Origin of the sequence: Limosilactobacillus reuteri (assembly GCF_002254085.1) — a bacterium.
Taxonomy (GTDB): domain Bacteria; phylum Bacillota; class Bacilli; order Lactobacillales; family Lactobacillaceae; genus Limosilactobacillus; species Limosilactobacillus reuteri_K.
Genome location: NZ_NGPY01000055.1, coordinates 37,817 through 54,565 on the forward strand (window position 1 = coordinate 37,817; position 16,749 = coordinate 54,565).

At 35.1% G+C, this 16,749-nt stretch carries 23 protein-coding genes and 4 pseudogenes; 9 read left to right on the plus strand and 18 right to left on the minus strand.

Annotation, left to right across the window (positions count from 1 at the left end; genetic code table 11):
- The first annotated feature begins 1 nt into the window (after position 1).
- Genes CBG10_RS08540 through CBG10_RS08550 form a run of 3 tightly spaced genes read left to right on the plus strand, consistent with a single transcriptional unit; the run spans position 2 to position 1,696 of the window.
- Positions 2–853: an ABC transporter permease gene (locus CBG10_RS08540; RefSeq protein WP_094500965.1), complete on the plus strand. Its 852-nt coding sequence runs from the start codon at positions 2–4 to the stop codon at positions 851–853.
- A 2-nt stretch (positions 854–855) separates the two neighbouring features.
- Entirely contained in the window at positions 856–1,308 is a 453-nt protein-coding gene (locus CBG10_RS08545; protein WP_094500967.1) for a LytTR family DNA-binding domain-containing protein, read from the plus strand.
- Between the two features lies 1 nt (position 1,309).
- Positions 1,310–1,696 carry a DUF3021 domain-containing protein gene (locus tag CBG10_RS08550; protein ID WP_094500969.1) on the plus strand — a complete coding sequence of 129 codons (387 nt, stop codon included), beginning with the start codon at positions 1,310–1,312 and terminating at the stop codon, positions 1,694–1,696.
- A 421-nt stretch (positions 1,697–2,117) separates the two neighbouring features.
- On the opposite strand, the gene CBG10_RS11575 is transcribed toward CBG10_RS08550, so the two are convergent.
- From CBG10_RS11575 to CBG10_RS08595, 8 genes and pseudogenes are all read right to left on the minus strand, one after another.
- Entirely contained in the window at positions 2,118–3,734 is a 1,617-nt protein-coding gene (locus CBG10_RS11575) for a plasmid pRiA4b ORF-3 family protein (protein WP_225361532.1), read from the minus strand.
- A 172-nt stretch (positions 3,735–3,906) separates the two neighbouring features.
- The gene (locus CBG10_RS08565) at positions 3,907–4,491 is read right to left on the minus strand and encodes an NAD(P)H-dependent oxidoreductase (protein WP_094512338.1); all 585 of its coding nucleotides are present in this window, start codon (positions 4,489–4,491) and stop codon (positions 3,907–3,909) included.
- On the minus strand, positions 4,491–5,156 hold the full coding sequence (locus CBG10_RS11580) for an ABC transporter permease subunit (RefSeq protein ID WP_225361533.1): 666 nt from the start codon (positions 5,154–5,156) through the stop codon (positions 4,491–4,493). Before CBG10_RS11580 ends, CBG10_RS08565 begins: the two co-directional genes overlap by 1 nt.
- A gap of 245 nt (positions 5,157–5,401) precedes the next feature.
- Positions 5,402–6,103, minus strand: a pseudogene (locus tag CBG10_RS08575) (ABC transporter ATP-binding protein).
- A 245-nt stretch (positions 6,104–6,348) separates the two neighbouring features.
- Entirely contained in the window at positions 6,349–6,744 is a 396-nt protein-coding gene (locus CBG10_RS08580) for an iron-sulfur cluster biosynthesis family protein (protein WP_035153987.1), read from the minus strand.
- A gap of 126 nt (positions 6,745–6,870) precedes the next feature.
- Positions 6,871–7,146: a hypothetical protein gene (locus CBG10_RS08585; RefSeq protein ID WP_094500974.1), complete on the minus strand. Its 276-nt coding sequence runs from the start codon at positions 7,144–7,146 to the stop codon at positions 6,871–6,873.
- Positions 7,147–7,171: 25 nt separating this feature from the next.
- On the minus strand, positions 7,172–7,390 hold the full coding sequence (locus tag CBG10_RS08590; RefSeq protein WP_042746431.1) for a hypothetical protein: 219 nt from the start codon (positions 7,388–7,390) through the stop codon (positions 7,172–7,174).
- Between the two features lie 59 nt (positions 7,391–7,449).
- Positions 7,450–8,124 carry a DUF6557 family protein gene (locus CBG10_RS08595; RefSeq protein ID WP_094512339.1) on the minus strand — a complete coding sequence of 225 codons (675 nt, stop codon included), beginning with the start codon at positions 8,122–8,124 and terminating at the stop codon, positions 7,450–7,452.
- Positions 8,125–8,345: 221 nt separating this feature from the next.
- On the opposite strand from CBG10_RS08595, the gene CBG10_RS11735 reads away from it, so the two are divergent.
- From CBG10_RS11735 to CBG10_RS08605, 3 genes and pseudogenes are all read left to right on the plus strand, one after another.
- A complete protein-coding gene (locus CBG10_RS11735; RefSeq protein ID WP_263851420.1) occupies positions 8,346–8,471 on the plus strand; it encodes a hypothetical protein in 126 nt (41 codons plus the stop codon).
- Positions 8,472–8,498: 27 nt separating this feature from the next.
- Positions 8,499–8,780: pseudogene (locus tag CBG10_RS11585) on the plus strand (LytTR family DNA-binding domain-containing protein); the annotation flags it as partial.
- Entirely contained in the window at positions 8,777–9,199 is a 423-nt protein-coding gene (locus tag CBG10_RS08605; protein ID WP_094512341.1) for a DUF3021 domain-containing protein, read from the plus strand. The pseudogene CBG10_RS11585 and the gene CBG10_RS08605, both read left to right, overlap by 4 nt.
- 65 nt (positions 9,200–9,264) lie before the next feature.
- Here CBG10_RS08605 and CBG10_RS08610 read toward each other — a convergent pair whose 3' ends face one another.
- The 6 genes from CBG10_RS08610 to CBG10_RS08630 form a co-directional block, all read right to left on the minus strand.
- Positions 9,265–9,846 carry an NAD(P)H-dependent oxidoreductase gene (locus tag CBG10_RS08610; protein WP_094512342.1) on the minus strand — a complete coding sequence of 194 codons (582 nt, stop codon included), beginning with the start codon at positions 9,844–9,846 and terminating at the stop codon, positions 9,265–9,267.
- Positions 9,843–10,382 carry a TetR/AcrR family transcriptional regulator gene (locus tag CBG10_RS08615; protein ID WP_035153977.1) on the minus strand — a complete coding sequence of 180 codons (540 nt, stop codon included), beginning with the start codon at positions 10,380–10,382 and terminating at the stop codon, positions 9,843–9,845. Before CBG10_RS08615 ends, CBG10_RS08610 begins: the two co-directional genes overlap by 4 nt.
- 270 nt (positions 10,383–10,652) lie before the next feature.
- The gene (locus tag CBG10_RS08620; protein ID WP_094512343.1) at positions 10,653–10,973 is read right to left on the minus strand and encodes a CPBP family glutamic-type intramembrane protease; all 321 of its coding nucleotides are present in this window, start codon (positions 10,971–10,973) and stop codon (positions 10,653–10,655) included.
- Entirely contained in the window at positions 10,964–11,089 is a 126-nt protein-coding gene (locus tag CBG10_RS11740) for a CPBP family glutamic-type intramembrane protease (RefSeq protein ID WP_143452355.1), read from the minus strand. The genes CBG10_RS08620 and CBG10_RS11740 overlap by 10 nt, the downstream gene beginning before the upstream one ends.
- Positions 11,090–11,176: 87 nt before the next feature.
- Positions 11,177–11,410, minus strand: coding sequence for a hypothetical protein (locus tag CBG10_RS08625; protein WP_094512345.1), 234 nt, complete (start codon positions 11,408–11,410; stop codon positions 11,177–11,179).
- 123 nt (positions 11,411–11,533) lie between these two features.
- The gene (locus CBG10_RS08630) at positions 11,534–12,061 is read right to left on the minus strand and encodes a DUF7010 family protein (protein WP_094512346.1); all 528 of its coding nucleotides are present in this window, start codon (positions 12,059–12,061) and stop codon (positions 11,534–11,536) included.
- Between the two features lie 222 nt (positions 12,062–12,283).
- Here CBG10_RS08630 and CBG10_RS08635 point away from each other — a divergent pair, with 222 nt between their 5' ends.
- Entirely contained in the window at positions 12,284–12,874 is a 591-nt protein-coding gene (locus tag CBG10_RS08635) for an MBL fold metallo-hydrolase (RefSeq protein ID WP_094509365.1), read from the plus strand.
- Positions 12,875–12,937: 63 nt separating this feature from the next.
- Here the strand turns inward: CBG10_RS08635 and CBG10_RS08640 are convergent, their stop codons facing one another.
- Both CBG10_RS08640 and CBG10_RS11590 read right to left on the minus strand, forming a co-directional pair.
- On the minus strand, positions 12,938–13,345 hold the full coding sequence (locus tag CBG10_RS08640) for a hypothetical protein (protein ID WP_225361539.1): 408 nt from the start codon (positions 13,343–13,345) through the stop codon (positions 12,938–12,940).
- Between the two features lie 60 nt (positions 13,346–13,405).
- A pseudogene (locus CBG10_RS11590) lies at positions 13,406–13,561 on the minus strand (SAP domain-containing protein); the annotation flags it as partial.
- A 182-nt stretch (positions 13,562–13,743) separates the two neighbouring features.
- On the opposite strand from CBG10_RS11590, the gene CBG10_RS08645 reads away from it, so the two are divergent.
- Entirely contained in the window at positions 13,744–14,166 is a 423-nt protein-coding gene (locus CBG10_RS08645) for a YjdF family protein (protein ID WP_225361534.1), read from the plus strand.
- A 464-nt stretch (positions 14,167–14,630) separates the two neighbouring features.
- Positions 14,631–15,878 (plus strand): annotated as a pseudogene (locus CBG10_RS08650) (ISL3 family transposase).
- Between the two features lie 162 nt (positions 15,879–16,040).
- On the opposite strand, the gene CBG10_RS11595 reads toward CBG10_RS08650, so the two are convergent.
- Both CBG10_RS11595 and CBG10_RS11600 read right to left on the minus strand, forming a co-directional pair.
- Entirely contained in the window at positions 16,041–16,502 is a 462-nt protein-coding gene (locus CBG10_RS11595) for an aspartate/glutamate racemase family protein (RefSeq protein WP_225359278.1), read from the minus strand.
- Complete coding sequence (locus CBG10_RS11600) at positions 16,474–16,749, minus strand: aspartate/glutamate racemase family protein (RefSeq protein ID WP_136001900.1); 276 nt, start codon at positions 16,747–16,749, stop codon at positions 16,474–16,476. The genes CBG10_RS11595 and CBG10_RS11600 overlap by 29 nt, the downstream gene beginning before the upstream one ends.

The following is a 16,749-nucleotide window of genomic DNA, read 5'->3' on the forward strand; positions in this document are numbered from 1 at the left end:
TATGATTGCGTTAATTAAAAGAAACTTAAAGATTTACTTTGCTAATAAGATTGGTGTCTTGATGTCTTGCCTTGGTGCTTTAATTTCATTCTTTATTTATATTGGTTTTTTGCAACAAAACCTGATATCTTCATGGCAATCATTGCCTCATGCAAAAGAAATGTTAGATTTATGGATGATTAGTGGAATTGTTGCCATCGCCGGCATTACCACTTCATTTCAAGCTCTTGGTCAATTAGTCAAAGATCGAGAAAGTCGAACATGGGATGATTTAAGTCTAACTGATTTGACACCGTTCCAAATTAATTGTAGCTATTTAACTGCAACAATATTTATTAGCACACTAATGCAGATCATTACATTCTTCATCATGGCAGTTTACTTTATTTTAGTAGATAATATTACTATTCCAACTACTGCATTGCTTCCCGGATTAGTTTTTATTGTTTTAGGTGCAATTGGCGCAAGTGCTGTTAATTTAATTATTGTTGACCTAATCCATTCTTCTACGACTTTTAGCCGCCTTTCTGCCATAATTGGCGCAGCTTCCGGATTTATGATCGCTACTTATATGCCCTATGGAACATTATCCAAATCAGCACAATTTGTAGTAAAATTATTTCCAAGTAGTTATGAGGCTGCTAGCTTGCGAAGCCTTCTACTAAACAAACTAAGCAAAAAATTTTTACCGCCATCTAGTCGGTACCAAATGATTGAATATCTGGGTATCCACTTCAAGATTCATGGTTATCAGTTAAATAATTATAGTAATGCATTAATGATTGTGGGAATGTCTATAGTTTTAATAGGTCTTGGAGCTGTTTTGGCAAATCGATATCAGAGGAAGAGTTAATTGTGCAAATTCATTTTCAGGCAGATCCATTACTAGGTCCTGACGATCTTAATATTACTGTGAACGCTGTTACTAAAAACGATAAAGTTATTAACCTGCTTAATTATTTAGATAAGTATAATCAGAAAAGTAGCTCTTTAATCCCAATAAAAACAGAAGACAGGATTTTAACTATAAAGCAAACAGAGCTTATCAAGGTAGAGGTAACCAAAAACATTCTCTCTTTTTATACAAAAAGTGATGTAATTCAAACAAACGGACGACTATATCAGGTATTAACAAGGCTTAACGAAAATTTTGTTCAAGTATCAAAACACGGCATTATTAATTTAAATCATTTACTTTCCTTAGAAGCTGGATTTACTGGTAACATGATTGCTAAATTAAATTTTGATCAACGTGCCGATGTTTCACGGAAATATCTACCAGAGTTAGAAAGAAGATTGGGACTATAAAATGATAAATTTAAAAAGGGGTATCCGTTACTTTATTCGCGGGATGGGTTATGGATCTATTACTTATCTCGCAATTATTGCATTTCTCACACCTAATATGACTGTTTCTACTACTAGTGTCATTACAGTGTTCATTATTAGTGGATTGATCGGGGAATTAAGTTTTGTCTTTCAAACAGAACTACCATATTCGATTGCTCTCGTTATTCACCTAATTGGGACCTTTATTCTATATTCTGTAATGATGCTAATCAATCACTGGCCTCTTAATTGGCAAACCATTATAATTTTCATTATCGTCTATATCGCTATTTGGCTTTTTATTCGTTTGTTAGAAGAGCAACATATTAATCGAATTAATAAGCAAATTAGAAACAGGCAAAAATAAATTTTGTATCGCAATCATCGCTTCGTTACTAAAATGAGGTGATGATTTTTGTATAGGTTAATGTCCATACAATCAGATGTTTGATAACTTCTTAGTTTCACATTTGCTTGTCGATCTGTCATTTTGCTGCCTCCCTTAACACGTTTCTTTTATATAAAACGTTAAATACACGATTACCCTACAAACGCCTACTTGACTATCGAAATAGAACATAGAATACTCGACTAGTTAGTTCAAAATAGAAAGAATCACCATCTTTCAACGTTACATAAAGTTCACGTTCAAAGATGGTGAAGTGGTTAATTTAACTATTTAAGGTTGAGTTTTCAATGCAATGATCGCCATTATTATCTCATTGAAAGCTGACAAAGATTTCCGTATATCCGTTACCTTACACCTCTTACAAAAATAGTGAGGCGAATTATTTAATTAACTGGTTTAATTCGTTGATGTCTACAGTATTGAGGTCAATTGGTTCTCCACCTAACCAGTCTAAAAGGTCAGGCTCGACTTGCCCTTTTTGGTAATCATCATAATACTGCTCTAAACCACCGATACCACCAATATCTTCAATAATACCGTAACCACGAGCTTTTTGAACATGTGGTAGCTCCTCATTAGTAACTGGTTGAATTTTTTGGACATGAAGTTTAAACTCCCAGCCGTCCCCATAGTCATAATGAATAGTTAATTTATCTTTTTCATTTAATAATGAGACCGTTGCTAGATCAAGCTTAACTTTTGTCATCCCGCCTGGCACAAAATCCGCTGACTGAGTATAAAATTCCTCAGTCTGTTCATTAATTGCATCATACAAGTGTGCCAAGTCACCATGAAACATCAAAATCACTGTTTCAGCGAGTTCCTCAATTGTACTACTACCTTTAATCACGAACGTACGGCTTGCTAGCGGTTTAAAATCAGCTAATTTAGCAGTAATTACATACGCTTGGTCATAGTTTTGCGGATTAATCAATTGACGGTTGCCAACATTCGCTGACGTATCTGCTTGTACTGGAGCTAGTTCATCAAGCAACTGCTGAATAAGAGAATCTTGATAGTCATCTTCTGGTGCAGCTAATTCCGGTTCTCCATAGATAATATCGTAGCTTGTATCTAGATAGTCTGCAACATCCCTAGCAGCTGATTGGCTCACGATTCCTGTGTGACTTAGAAAAACATAAAAATTGGATAACGTAGCAGAAAGAAGATCCTCATCAATTTGATCTAACGTTCCAGCGAAAAAGATGTTTGGCGCAGCTAGGTTGGTTGTAACCGTACAAATTTTATCTTTTAACATGAAGTGGTTCAAAAATTGGTCCAAGATACGACGAGCAGTCTTATCATCTCCCATTAACTGACCATCAGCACTGGCGATAAACTGGTCAATCATTTGCTGGTTGTTTTGGCTAATCGCCTGAACTGTTGCTGAATTATCTGCTGAAGCTTTTCCTTCGTCATCCACCCAAATACGGGGGTCTTTAAATTGTGGCTTAATAGTACAATATTTGGCCCCCGGTCGTGGAGCTTTCACCTTCACCGGATGTTCTTCATTAACCAATTGGCAAAATTGCATTAAAACCTCCTGATCATTTCCAGATAAAGCTAATAACAAGTAGACAAGATCATTGAAATCCTCAGTTGATGAAAAATCATCATTATCGTTAAGGGTTTCCTTAAATTCTGCTTGGTGGCTAGCAATTATCTGCAAATAATTTTTAAGTTTTTCGTTTTCATCAGATGGGATTGGCCGGTATAAATTAAATGAAAAAACATTTTGCATTAACCAAGTACGTTGCGGATCAACCAAAAAGGGCATTTCATTTAGAAAGTTAATGGCAACTTGACTAAACTTACCCTCGCCTAATTTGTCAGTAAAGACTGGCAAACCAGTTTCCTCTTCTACATATAGGTAGTATGTTTTATTATCAATCTTTACCGGACTAAGCTGCCACCGTCGTAAAGGTTTTTGGCTAATTTTACCAGTATTATGAGGTAGTCGATCAGCCAGGTCAGGACTATAAAATAACTGCGCCATGATTACTACTCCTTTATTTTTGAATGTGTGAGACATGAATTTTACTCGCTGGCTATAAAAGAAAGCGAAAGGAATATCATTTATAGTTTACAGTTGTAAGAATGTCCAAGCAAGTGATGATCCCTGAACATTAATCCACAATTTTAGCAAATTTTTGATAGTATTAACCATTTTACTTAAACCGATATTGGGCGATTTTTTGCAAATAACGTTGGCGGCGTTGCGGGGATGACCAGGAAATCTCGCCAAAGTTAAGCCATTTCCGATGCTCAAAGCCAAGTTGTTTCAGGGTCGTATTAACAAATACCCGCTGAATAGCATTCCCACAAAAAAATCGCAAGTACCAAGTTGGCGAAGTTGAAGTAGTTAATACATAGCAATGCTGGACGTTCGTCAGTAGTCCTTTAATTCCGGTCCTGGTTACCGTATGGGAGAGATTGGATCCCTCTTTCATCACCTTATCAATAAATCCCTTTAACATTCCAGGAATACTATTCCACCAACAAGGAGTTATAAAAATCACTGTCTGACACGATTTTAAAAGTGCTAAATATTTGCGCACCAAGGGATCAACTGTCCCTCCTTGATGATACAATGAAAGTTCTTCCGCAGAATAAGTAGGATCAAAATGTTCCGCATAAAGGTCAATTAATTGATAATTAATACCTTGGCTATTCAAATTACTTTGCCCCCTTTCTAATACTGCATGGTTAAAACTTTGCGCATAAGGATGACAATAAATGATTAATGTATCCATTATTTTCCTCCTACTATTTGACTGAGGGTTACTTTAACGACTTGGGGATCATAAGTGGTGACACCATTTTTGATTAACAGCGAATATCCCTGGATGAAAGACCATAACTGTTCAAAAAATTGCTGATCATTCAGAATTCCTGGATTCACTTGTTGGGCCAACCGTTGAATCGTCTGTAAAAAACTAAAGTCATCCTTGTCCGCTTGGTAAACCTGAATAATTGTTGGATTAAAGAACAGAAAATCCATTACTTGTGGCTGTTTTTGAAATTTTTTGCAAAACTGTTGTGCAATTTGTAGGATCTGATCAAAAACTAATACTTCATTATTAATTGCAAACTTAGTTACAAATTGCTGGGCAAAATGACTGTTAACCAATACGGCTTTAATGATTAAAGTAAAAATAAATCCGGCAATTAAAAGAATAATGCTATATACGATTAGGACAATCAATTTTGCGACAAAAACTCCCCAACGATTGGGACTCTTGTATAGCAACGTGGTCATCGTATTATTCTTTAACTCCATTGCAATAAAGTTAGCACTTAACGTAATCATGATAATAATCACCCACTGACCAGTGCCGAAGCCTTGAGAAATGAGATTTTTAGTAATATAAGCAGTCGGCGTTGCTGAACATAGCATTAAGCCGAAAAAGACAATCACCGCTACCCAAGAAGACCGCTAGCGGATCATCTTATAGAATTCGTGGGAAAGATTAGTTTTCATTGTGTATCCCTCCGATTCTTTTTAAGAACATTAACAACTACTTGTTCAAAATTTTGGTGAACCGGAGTTAGTTCGCGTAACATGATCTGATGCTGGTAAAGTAAATTTTGTACTTGATCAACGTCAGTAATATTAATAATTAAATAGTTATCATTCTGATGAACATCAAGCCCGTTGTTAGTCTAAATTACTTTTGCAGCGGAATTGTCCGTAGCTTTTAACTTAACTTTGCTTACGGGAGTATTCTTAAATTGATCAATTGGAACATCCATAATAATTTCATGATGGTTAAGGATAATTATTGAGGTCATCACCTTTTGAAGTTCGCTCAAAACATGACTTGAAATAAGAAAAGCTGTTCCCGCGGTCGCATAACGATGAATAACTTTGCAAACTAAAATGGTTGCTTCAATGTCTAGCTCATTCATTGGCTCATCAAGGATAACTAATTGGGGATGATTTAAAAACGCTAATGCAATTCCTAACTTTTGCTTCATTCCAATTGAATAATCGCCTGCTCGTCGATCAATATATTGATCAATTTCAAGTATTGAAACTATTTTCGCTAGCTCTGCCTGGTCATTGGCATAAAGTGATAAATTCTCACGGCCCGTCAAAAAAGGCTATAAGGCTAGGTTTTCAATTAAAGCACCAACATGTTGAAGCGCTGTATGTTTAGTCAGCGTAATCTTTTGTCCATTAAAAATAATCGTTCCAGTAAACTTAGTTAATCCTAGAATTGTTTTCATTATTGTAGACTTACCAGCTCCATTAGGTCCAATTAGGCCAATAATTTCACCAGGTTGAATTTTAAATGATGCATTAATAATAACTCTATGGCGCCCGTAATAGATATTGAGGTTTTTAACCTGTAACATTCTCATCACCCCTAATTTTGTAACCGTTTTACACCCCAATTATAAAAAGGGGGGGTAAAAGTACAATGATGATTTAATGATAAAAGCCACTAGCCTGGAATTTCACCATAACTAGTGACCTATGAGATTAATATTTCCTGGGAAATATGCGATGTAATAATTTAGTTTTGCTGTCTAATTTGATTAATCGCCTCTTTTAACTCCCCGCTAAAATCGCCTAAATCTTTTAAAGTAGTCGTTATTAATACATTTTAACAATCATGTGTCTTCGTATATTCTACCTTTATCGGTTTACTAATATTAAGCACCTCTACATTCCCTGTTAAGATCTTAGTCGGGCTAACTAATGGTAGTGCAATATGCTTAGGATCAAAGCGAAGTTCCATTTGATCTTCAAATTGAGCACTAGCATACCACTCGCTTTTAATATAAATGTCGCCAATATTAGAACTGACCCTTTCATCAAAATCAGTTAATTCGATGTCTTTATTAACAAAGATTAGTTTATAGTTTGCATCAAGATTACAATTTCCAACTGCAGAAAATGGTCCAACACCATCATCAAAATCAAGGACAATTCGTTTATCCGGACTAATATATTTTGCAATCCGTTTCTTAGCTTCATCTGTAACAAATAACGTCTTCATAGAACTCCACCTCTAAAAGCTAGTTTTAGCCCTAAGTTTACTCATAAATAGAAAAATGAAAAGTAATCTGCTTAAATTCATTTATTACAGTAGCCTAGATATTGCTAACTATTATCTGTGAATAATCTAGCTCGTTTTCTCATAGCTAACATAAAGCTGGTGACTACGGGGAAATTCGCGCTTAAAAGCCTTTGTAAGTCTGTGTTTAGCTGAGCTTTCAGCGGAATATATATTGGCATCATTAACGTATCCTTGTTCAATCACGGTTACTTCACCATTATTTACAATAACCGTTAATGAACGGTCTTTCTTATTTGTTAGTAAACGAACTTTCTGATGATTTCTTGCTTTCAAAAGCTGCTTTAAGATAGACCTAGCCTGATTAATCGGTATTTGTCGCATTTTAACTGCCTTCTTTAAATCATTACTACTCGTTTTCTGTTTTAAGTTTGGTAAATTCAACTAACTGATTTTTCATTGAAATTTTTTCTACCTTGAAGCCATAATTTAGTAACTCTTTCTTATACCTTAAGAAAGAATGATCTAATGGCACACCAGCGATCACGCCAATTTGTTCAAATGTCAGCTCAAAGGCTCCGTTCTCATTGTTTGCGATATACTGCCATAACTGATTATACTTACTCATTATTAACTACTTCCCATCATCCTTAGAATCCTTGGCAATCCGAGACTTTATTTTCCCATTCAAATTCCCAAAAGTTTCATTACATTACGTAATTCTTTTTTGCGTGAATGTTCCCAATATTCTCCGGCCATTTTAATAACTTTTATTTCTAATTCTCGCTCATCAGGTGACTGGTGATCAAATTTATAGCCTTGTTTCTCTTCCAATTCGGCAAAAAAGTCTTCCGCAGAAATAGTTTCTGAATCATCATCAGCGATCATTTGATTAAGTTTATCTTTTTCTTCTTGTAAATGCTCCTGACTAGGGCCAAAGAATGATGCTTCATATAAAATATCAACAATTAAATCTTCAAGGTAATACTTAGTTAATGGCGTCTCGGCAACCCAATAGCCCATGATCTTTGCTTGTTCTATAAAATCGCAACCATATGATTCTGTAGCTTCACGGTTTTCTTTTAACTCATTGAGGAATATTAATTGAAATGTTTGGCCATTCATATCATCTTCTATGCAACGATGAACGAAAAAGATTCCTTGATCGTTATCTTTCATAATTGGTAAATTCCTCAATCGCTCTAAATACTTATGCATTCCTTTATGGATAGTTGCTTTGACCTCACCGATTTTCGCCTCATTACCGTTGCAATCTTGAACATTGATTGGAAAGCGATATAAATAAGCATTAATTAACTTTTCTTCATCCATATTCTTTAAGATTTCTTGTACTGTCCGCATCCCATCATCCCCCTCTTGATTTAAGTTTAACAGAACGCTAAAGTCGCATGTCAAGAATTAACTTAAAATATAACTAGACTCTGATAATTTATTTGCAAACTTACCAATTTGTTTCCTAAATCATACCTCTTATTCGTATTTTCTCACCATTCATTATTATTTGCAGTTAGTATCGTTATCTTTTGTTAAAATTGATACATCAATTGAGGAGGTGTAACACTTTGAAAATCAACTGTCATGTCGATAGTTCAATCAAGGATGAACATGCTGAAATTTGGGTGCGGAAAATGACTCCTAAACTCGCTGATCTTTTGGAATATTTAAATAACAATGAGCAGGTACTATAGTGTAACTATGATAATGAATTAGTTCCTGTCCACTATCGTGATATTTTCTCCATTCAAACAGCTGATCACGGCTTAGAAGTGGCAACCGCTAATAAACGCTATCAGTATCGGAAAACAATTTCGGTATTAAAAGCGCAATTAACTAATGATTTTGTTGAAGCCTTTAAGATTGCAATCTTCAATTTTAAGCATATCGATCACTTAGAATTAATGGATAATGGCGCAATTGATGTAATCCTAAAAAATCACCAGCGAATCCCAATTAGTCGACGCAAAATCAAAAATTTGAAAGCGAGGTTAGGTTTATGAAAAAATATTTTCTTTATGCCATCAGTGGGGTAAGTGTCGGCGAGTTATTCGGCTTAGTCTTTTCATTATTCTTTAGTTACCTCTACAACCTTAAAGATTACGTACCATCTGCACCAACTTTTACCAATCATTTTAGTCGACCGTTGAATGCAGTGTTAGTTTCCGTAATTCTCTGGGGGATGATGGGGCTTGTATTTAACTTTGGTGCATTAATTTTTAATATTGAGGATTGGTCAATTTTAAAACGAACAATCGTTAATTTTATCATCTATTATTGTGGATTTACTCCCCTAGCAATTCTAGCCGGCTGGTTCCCATTAAACCTAATTAACTGGTTAGTTTTTACTGGCATTTTTGTAATGATTTATCTTATTATGTGGTTTATTAATTTTTACGCGGTAAAGCAGGATTTGAAATAAATTAATAGGAAGCTTAGGCAATAAGTTATTTTTACGGCACCTGGTAGTAATTGCTAGGTGCTATTTTACTTAAAATTTTGTTGCCGTAATTTTGTCAGGTACCGAATCCGCCGATTAACAGATGTGTTTGTTATCAAGCCAAAGTTTTGCCAATAGCAATGTTTAAATCCTAATTGTTTAAGCGTTTGTCTAATAAATATCCGTTTTATTGCATTACCATTCAAATACCGAATATAAAGCGTTGGCGAACTTGAGGTAGTTAACACATAACAATGATGAACATTAGTTAATTCACCCTTTACTCCTGTTTTATGAACCGTATGTGATAGTCCTACCCCTTCTTTCATCACCTTATCAATAAAACCTTTTAATATTCCGGGAATACTGTTCCACCAAATTGGCGTAATAAAAATAATCGTGGTTGCTTGCTGACATAATGATAAGTATTTAGAAACTAATGGATCAGTAGTACCACCTTGATGATAAAGCTTCAACTCTTCTGTTGAGTAGACTGGGTTAAAGCCATCTTTATATAAATCAATCACTTCATATTTCACGCTTCTTCTATGCAGGTTTTTCTTAACGGCATCTAACTCGGCTTGGTTAAAACTCTGATTGTAAGGATGACAGTAAACTATTAAAATCAATTTTCACTACCTCGAATCATTTCATCTAAAGTTCTCTCAACCAAATGTGGGTCATAATTAGTAACTCCCTTTAAAATGAGTAGTAAGTATCCCTGAATAAAAGCCCAGATCTGAGTAAAAAATTGTTCATCAGTAACGCTTCCTTGATTAACCTGGTGGATTAGTAACATTACTTGATTATAGAATTGAAAATCGTGATTCCTACTCTGATAAAATTTGTCCAAACTAGGATTAAAAAATAAAAAGTTTATCAGCTTTGGTTGTTTTTGACTTAGCATACATAATCCATTAGCAATTGAAAGTAGCTTATCTTTTGCTGAAATCTCAGAATCAATTACTAATTGTTTAGCCACTTGTTGAGATAATCTAATTGATACTTGATAAAATAATTCATCTTTATTCTTAAAATGTTTATATAATACTCCAGTTGTCATTCCAAATTTATTAGCTAATTTTCGCATTGATAAATTAGTATAATCATCTGTTATTATCCACTCTATTGCAGTCTGAATTATCTTTTCTTTCGTAGTTTTCATTATTGCACTCCTAGATAACAGTGTTATTCAACAGTTTAAAAATAACACTGTTATCTAAAAAGTACAATATTTTTATTATCATTGGTTTCTACTCGTCCCTACGTTTTGAGCTAAGCAAAAAATAGCCTGTAGTAACAACATTTATTGTTGCTATTACAGGCTATATGGTTACTTATTTTGTTATTAGGGTTTGATGATGAATTTAATTTGCCCTACACATATTGTTCTATTAACATTGATTCGATTATCTAGTTAAATATGAGATAGACATCAACTTTTTCTATTCTTTAAAAAACGCCAATAAACCAATCCAGCAACGATCCCCATGCCAAGCAAAGTTCCGGTTAGACTTCGCCACATCATACTTGATGAAGTGGAAACCGCTGCCCAAATTCCAATAATATAGATCAATAAATTATTCACAACATGCGCGGTAAAACTAGCCCACAAACTTTTCGCCGCCACAGCAATTAGCGTGAAGAACATCCCCATTGCAGTATAGGCGATTACGAGGAAGATTGCATTATACCACGCTGCTTTACCGAGTGACGATAGGTGAATTAAGCCAAAAACAAATGCTGTTAGCCAAATCGTTGCAGAGCGATTGTGCTATCCAGTGCACCAAATACATATCCACGAAAGACGTATTCTTCAACTAATGGGGCACTCACAACCGTCATCGTGAATTGCAACCACCAATTATTCATTGTCGTGACCGATGAACGAAAGCTAGTCTGAGCAATCCAAGAAAATAGGTAGATTAAGACATCCGCCAAGATTGCATATAAAATTGGTCACCATTGAAAACGCCATTTGGATACTAACGGCAGCGATTGATGAAACAAGAAATGGTTTAGCAGCCATCCACCACCGATGACAATTATTGGATAAGTAACTGTCATTAAAATAACTGCTGCATTTTCTGAGAAATTTAAGTGGTCAGCTACTGCTAGTGGTGCAATTTGACCAACAACCATTAGCACTAGAATTAAGATAATCATGATTAGCGCTTTGAGATATTTACGCATGTGGTTTCACCTCGATTGGATAGTCTCTACTCTAAGGTTATTTTACACCTTAACGAGGCCTTATACTATAACGGCTTTATTTAACCGGATTAAGTTTATATTGCTGATCATATTCCATAAATTTCAATTTTTATTTTCAATAATTAATGCACCGCAAAAAATAGTTTCTACAACTGTCATTCCAACAGCTAAAATAGTTGGACTAAATAATAAGCCAATGAATAGCGCCAAAAACGGAATAACTATCGAGAACAGTAAATACACTTTGGATTTATATAACCAGCTAAAGGGCATTAGGTGCGCACCAAAAATTATTGCAATAACCATCGGCATTTTATCTGGGATAATCGGATAAATCCACATGGCAATCAGCAAATATAATAATTGATTCACTGAAAATAAGATGCCCAAATTTGACAAAGGATTTTTATTATCACTGAAGTTAACTTTTAGTATTTTTGAGATTCCCCATGCCAGCGGTAATAAGATGCCTGTACAAATAAAAACAAATAAATTCTTAGTCAAAATCGGCACAGCAGATGAATAAATAAATGCAATTGCAAGCCAAATCAAAACAGAAGCAGCGATAAAATGCAATCCTCTTTTTTGCTTAACAGCTAGATCAAGCCTTTTTTGTTCGAGTTGAGTCATCGACTATCTCTCCTTTACTTTTGGTTGTTTAATTATACAATAAGAATAACTAATATTTGTAGCTTGATTACACCAAATCAAAAAGCACCACCTTTCAACGCGAACTCTATGTAACATTGAAAGGTGGTGAAAGGTAATAAAGAAACAATCTAGTTCAATTTCTAAAACTTAAGACAATGAATCAAAATATTAATGCCAAAATTATAAAAATCGGAGCTTCTCATGACTAAAATTATTCAATTAAAATACGGCAATACTAAATGTTATCTCTTAAAAGGAACAAAGAAAAATCTGTTAATTGATGCAGACTGGGCAGGTACTCTTCCTAAATTTTTCCAAGAGCTAGGAAGAAAAAAGTTAAAGGTCCAAGATATTGATTATCTATTAATTACCCACTACCACCCCGACCATATGGGATTAGCAACTGATTTGATGAATCTTGGAATCTCCTTAGTGGTGCTTGATTGTCAAATGGCCTATATTCATCAAAGTGATTATATCTTCCAAAAAGAACATAACCCTGATTTTCAGCCAATTAATTATAAACATATCCACAAGTTAAATTTAGTTGATAGTCGTCATTTTCTCAGTGACTGTGGAATCTCAGGCATAATTTTGAGTTCACCTGGTCATAGTGCAGATTCTATATCTCTTGTTCTAGATAGCGGAGAGGCGTTTGTTGGTGATTTATATCCACAAGAACAGGTACCCTTATATAATAATAAAGTTCTAAGCCATAGTTGGAAAAAGCTTATATCTCATGGCGCAAACTTCATTTATTTTGCTCATTATGCAAATGAGAAGGTTATCTGAAGGATTTTAATAGATGTATGGATCGATTAGTAGGAAAAACGCGTTCAAGAAAAGCCTAATACATTATCCTTTCTTATGTATTTCAATTTCTTTATTATACTTCTCTAACATATTATGATAATAAACCTTATTTCCCCGTGAAATGCGTACTTTTTTCCATAAAAGCGAAGCAACTTTTAACCGCTGATTAAACTGCTTAGTAGCTGGATCCTTAAAAAAGTCGCGAACAAAGTTATTCCATTGATAAGTATTTTCTTCTGCAGGTGATGCATTTTTATTTTTGTCCCAATTCTGCATCTGTTGAATTAAGTCGCCAACAGTCGCTTGTTCATCACGTTCTACCTCCGCTTTTCTTTTAATAACGGCCATCTTCTTGCTGAAGGAGAATTTCTCGACACCAAAATAATCAGCAAACCACTGACGAGCAACTTTGTTAAAGCAGAAGCCAGAGTTAATTAACTTTGTGTCCAAATTAATCTCATTATACGTTAATAAACGATGTATTTTATTACTTCGACACGGTTTAATTTTGTTCGCAGACATTCCCTTTAAATACTTTTCAATGTACGAATTGAGTTCTGCTTTTGTCCCAGATGTGGGTAAATTCCATTGTCGACATAGCTTTATTAATTCTGTTTTATAGTAATAGGTTTGTGTAAATTCAGAAAGAGTATGAGGAATTTTCAAAGTAAGTCTCCCCTCTAAAAATTTGTGATGATTTTAAATCTAATATTATACAGTGTTATGATACTATACCTTAGAAAGTAAAAACACAGTTCGGTTGGTAGTCCGAACATCGGCACAAGCTGATCAGTATCCTTCCTCTCCGGGATGTCCCGCTTTCGATTAAAAAAATCAAAGGAGGGGACATGATGGTTATCCAATCCTGTCTAACAATTGTTTTTGATGGTAGTTTCTATAAGGCCATTTTGGAATGTCATGACGATAAAGATTATTCTGTAGCATCAGTTACCCTTGGAAGTTCAGAACCAAAAATGTCACTAATCCTGAAATTGATAAATCAGGATTATCAACGATTCCACTTTCATCATGAACCGAGTAGAACACGTATAGTTACGAAACGTATCAACCCAAAGCATGCTCAGCGGTTGGCCAACAAAGCAATGAAGTCACAAGGTATCAGTACCAAAGCGCAGATCACTTTGAAAAAACAATTTGAGGAAAAGAAAAAATTACGAAAAGCGCAACACACTACTGAAAAACGATTAACGCAAGAACTTCGTTATCAAAAACGAGTAGCTAAGCATCGTAAGAAACATCGTGGTCATTAATATCCATGCATGGTCGTTATTTTTACGATCATGCTTTTCTTTTTACCCGAAAGTAGTCGAGTGTACAATTCTCCTTAATAAAAGTAGTCTAATAAAGCAAAACTCGATTTTATGCCAGTAGCTTAATCCACTCAATTGTTAAGCTCAAAATCAGCTATTTTTACAACCATTCTCAACGCTATCATATCAACCTCTATCACTGCTTTCAGCATTTCAGTCTACTCAACCCTCCGAAACGGACATTTACACACTCAACCTACAAAAAAGGACATAGAACACTCGACCCTCGGACTCAATAAACAAAAAGTGTACTAATTCCAATCAATAAAGCAGGAATTAGGGGTATACACTTTCTGGTATGGATGAAGATTCCATGCCCGATTTTTTGTATAAAAAAGAGGCATTTGCTGTCCCCTCGTTATACAATCAATTCACCACAAAAATCATGAAAGAAGGTTAAACAAATGTCCCATAATGATTCTATCCTAAATATTCTTGGAATTAAAGATAAAAATATTAAAGTTATTTCTGCTGAAGAGGTCGAACACAACAATAATTCTGTTAACGAGTATATAACCCTAATAAAAGCTACGCTTTCCTATCCGATTAGTCGTTGTCGTAACTGTGGTTTTCTCACCGTTAATAAGGATTGCTTTCGCAAAACTCATGTACGACTTGCTAGTTTAAACGGGAGAAGATATGAACTAGAACTTCATAAACAACGCTATAAATGCAAATCATGTCACACTACTTTTGGAGCTGTTACTAATTTAACCAAAGAAAATCAAACCCTATCTAGTGATCTCAAAAATCAAATCATGCTTTTAGCTCGTAAAGGGCTTACTGGTCAGCTGATTGCTGAAATGTGTCACTGCTCTCCTAGCAGTGTTCGTCGTACAATTTTAGAGCGCATGGAACCACACTACCGTGTGGCTAAGTTGCCTAAGCATCTATGTTTTGACGAATTTCGTTCAACTAAGTCTGTGATGTCCTTTATTTGTTGCGATGCTGAAACTCACCAAATTGTCACAAAGTTACAGGACCGTCTATCCCCCACCATTGTTGATTATTTTGAAAATCGTTATTCAAAGGCTGAACGCGAATGCGTTCAATCAGTTGTAATTGATTTAAATGCTCAATATCAAAGCTTTATCTATCGCCTTTTTCCTAATGCCAACATTATTATTGATCGCTTTCACCTTGTGCAATTAGCGGGCCGAGCTTTAGATAATTATCGTGTTTCCATTCTTAAAAACCTCGATAAACATAGTCGAGAATATAAAATTATGAAATCACATTGGAAACTATTTCATAAAAAAGCTGAAGATCTTCAGCCAGAAAAAGTAGTTTTTCTGCGCGACGTTAAGCAATATATGACTCGCCAAAATGCTGTTGATCTCATTACTAGCAAATTTTCTAAGTTCGCTGAAGTATACCAAACTTACCAAGATATCACGAAAGCCCTAAACGAGCGCAATAGTGAATTACTAGCGTCCACCATTTTAGACTATCAAAAAACAAATACAGAAATGGATACAGCTATTTAAACCTTACGTCATAATATGAAATATGTCTTAAATAGCGCAAAGTTTGACTACTCTAACGGACCTTTAGAGGGCATCAATCGCAAAATCAAAACTCTAAAACGAACTTGTTATGGTTTTGCCAATCAAAAATTTTTCTTTTTAAGAATCGATTGTATTTTTTCGTAAAAAATACCCCCTACATTTTCGTAGGAAGTATTTTTAGTCAACCATACCAGTTGACAGATATCCGAAAAAATCACCATCTTTCAACGTTACATGGAGTTCACGTTCAAAGATAGTGAAGTGGTTAAAGTTAAGATGTAAATATTCAGGATCTGCGGCACTCAGTTATTTTAACTTTTTTAGAAGTTGATCCACAGCAGCCTTGATTTGAACCTGAGCAATATCAAACACTTGAATGTTCTTGAAATCTTCCTGCCCTAAGATTAACGGCAATTCGGTACATCCCAAGACTGCACCATCAAGGTGATCTTTTTGAACCATCTTATTGATAATTGTCATTAACTGCTGCTTAGTCTCTTTCTTAACAATCCCGTTTTCGAGTTCGTCTACAATTTTTTGATGAATTATGGATTGATTATTTTCACTGGGACGGCAAACTTCAATTCCGGCCTCTCGAAATGGCTTGATGAAAAAGTCATTTTGCATTGTAAATTTGGTGCCTAGTAAAGCCAATCGTTGAAGGTGCAACTGCTGGGCAGCCGCTACCGCTGTCTCGACAATGCTTAATAATGGCAAATCAGTGCGCGCTTGAATCTGATCAAATAATAGATGGGGGCGTATTGCCACACATCAATCCAGAGTCACACCCGGCTTTCAATAAATTATTGGCCGCAGCTCCTACATAACCGGCGACTTTATCATACTGTTGAGCATCAAGCAGACGAAACATGTGATACATATTAATGGATTCAATAGTGATACGAGGCAGCTCTTTATCAGTCCCGATCCGCTCCTGATACCGCTTAATGATTGCCGAATAATAATTCATTGTTGCTTCTGGGCCTATACCACCGATAATGCCTAGTTTCTGCAT

Coding starts and splice junctions, on each gene's coding strand:
- CBG10_RS08540 (WP_094500965.1), top strand. CDS start 2: ATGATTGCGTTAATTAAAAGAAACTTAAAGATTTACTTTGCTAATAAG.
- CBG10_RS08550 (WP_094500969.1), top strand. CDS start 1,310: ATGATAAATTTAAAAAGGGGTATCCGTTACTTTATTCGCGGGATGGGT.
- CBG10_RS11575 (WP_225361532.1), bottom strand. CDS start 3,734: ATGGCGCAGTTATTTTATAGTCCTGACCTGGCTGATCGACTACCTCAT.
- CBG10_RS08565 (WP_094512338.1), bottom strand. CDS start 4,491: ATGGATACATTAATCATTTATTGTCATCCTTATGCGCAAAGTTTTAAC.
- CBG10_RS08580 (WP_035153987.1), bottom strand. CDS start 6,744: ATGAAGACGTTATTTGTTACAGATGAAGCTAAGAAACGGATTGCAAAA.
- CBG10_RS08585 (WP_094500974.1), bottom strand. CDS start 7,146: ATGCGACAAATACCGATTAATCAGGCTAGGTCTATCTTAAAGCAGCTT.
- CBG10_RS08590 (WP_042746431.1), bottom strand. CDS start 7,390: ATGAGTAAGTATAATCAGTTATGGCAGTATATCGCAAACAATGAGAAC.
- CBG10_RS08595 (WP_094512339.1), bottom strand. CDS start 8,124: ATGCGGACAGTACAAGAAATCTTAAAGAATATGGATGAAGAAAAGTTA.
- CBG10_RS08605 (WP_094512341.1), top strand. CDS start 8,777: ATGAAAAAATATTTTCTTTATGCCATCAGTGGGGTAAGTGTCGGCGAG.
- CBG10_RS08615 (WP_035153977.1), bottom strand. CDS start 10,382: ATGAAAACTACGAAAGAAAAGATAATTCAGACTGCAATAGAGTGGATA.
- CBG10_RS11740 (WP_143452355.1), bottom strand. CDS start 11,089: ATGAATAATTGGTGGTTGCAATTCACGATGACGGTTGTGAGTGCCCCA.
- CBG10_RS08625 (WP_094512345.1), bottom strand. CDS start 11,410: ATGCGTAAATATCTCAAAGCGCTAATCATGATTATCTTAATTCTAGTG.
- CBG10_RS08630 (WP_094512346.1), bottom strand. CDS start 12,061: ATGACTCAACTCGAACAAAAAAGGCTTGATCTAGCTGTTAAGCAAAAA.
- CBG10_RS08635 (WP_094509365.1), top strand. CDS start 12,284: ATGACTAAAATTATTCAATTAAAATACGGCAATACTAAATGTTATCTC.
- CBG10_RS08645 (WP_225361534.1), top strand. CDS start 13,744: ATGATGGTTATCCAATCCTGTCTAACAATTGTTTTTGATGGTAGTTTC.
- CBG10_RS11600 (WP_136001900.1), bottom strand. CDS start 16,749: ATGCAGAAACTAGGCATTATCGGTGGTATAGGCCCAGAAGCAACAATG.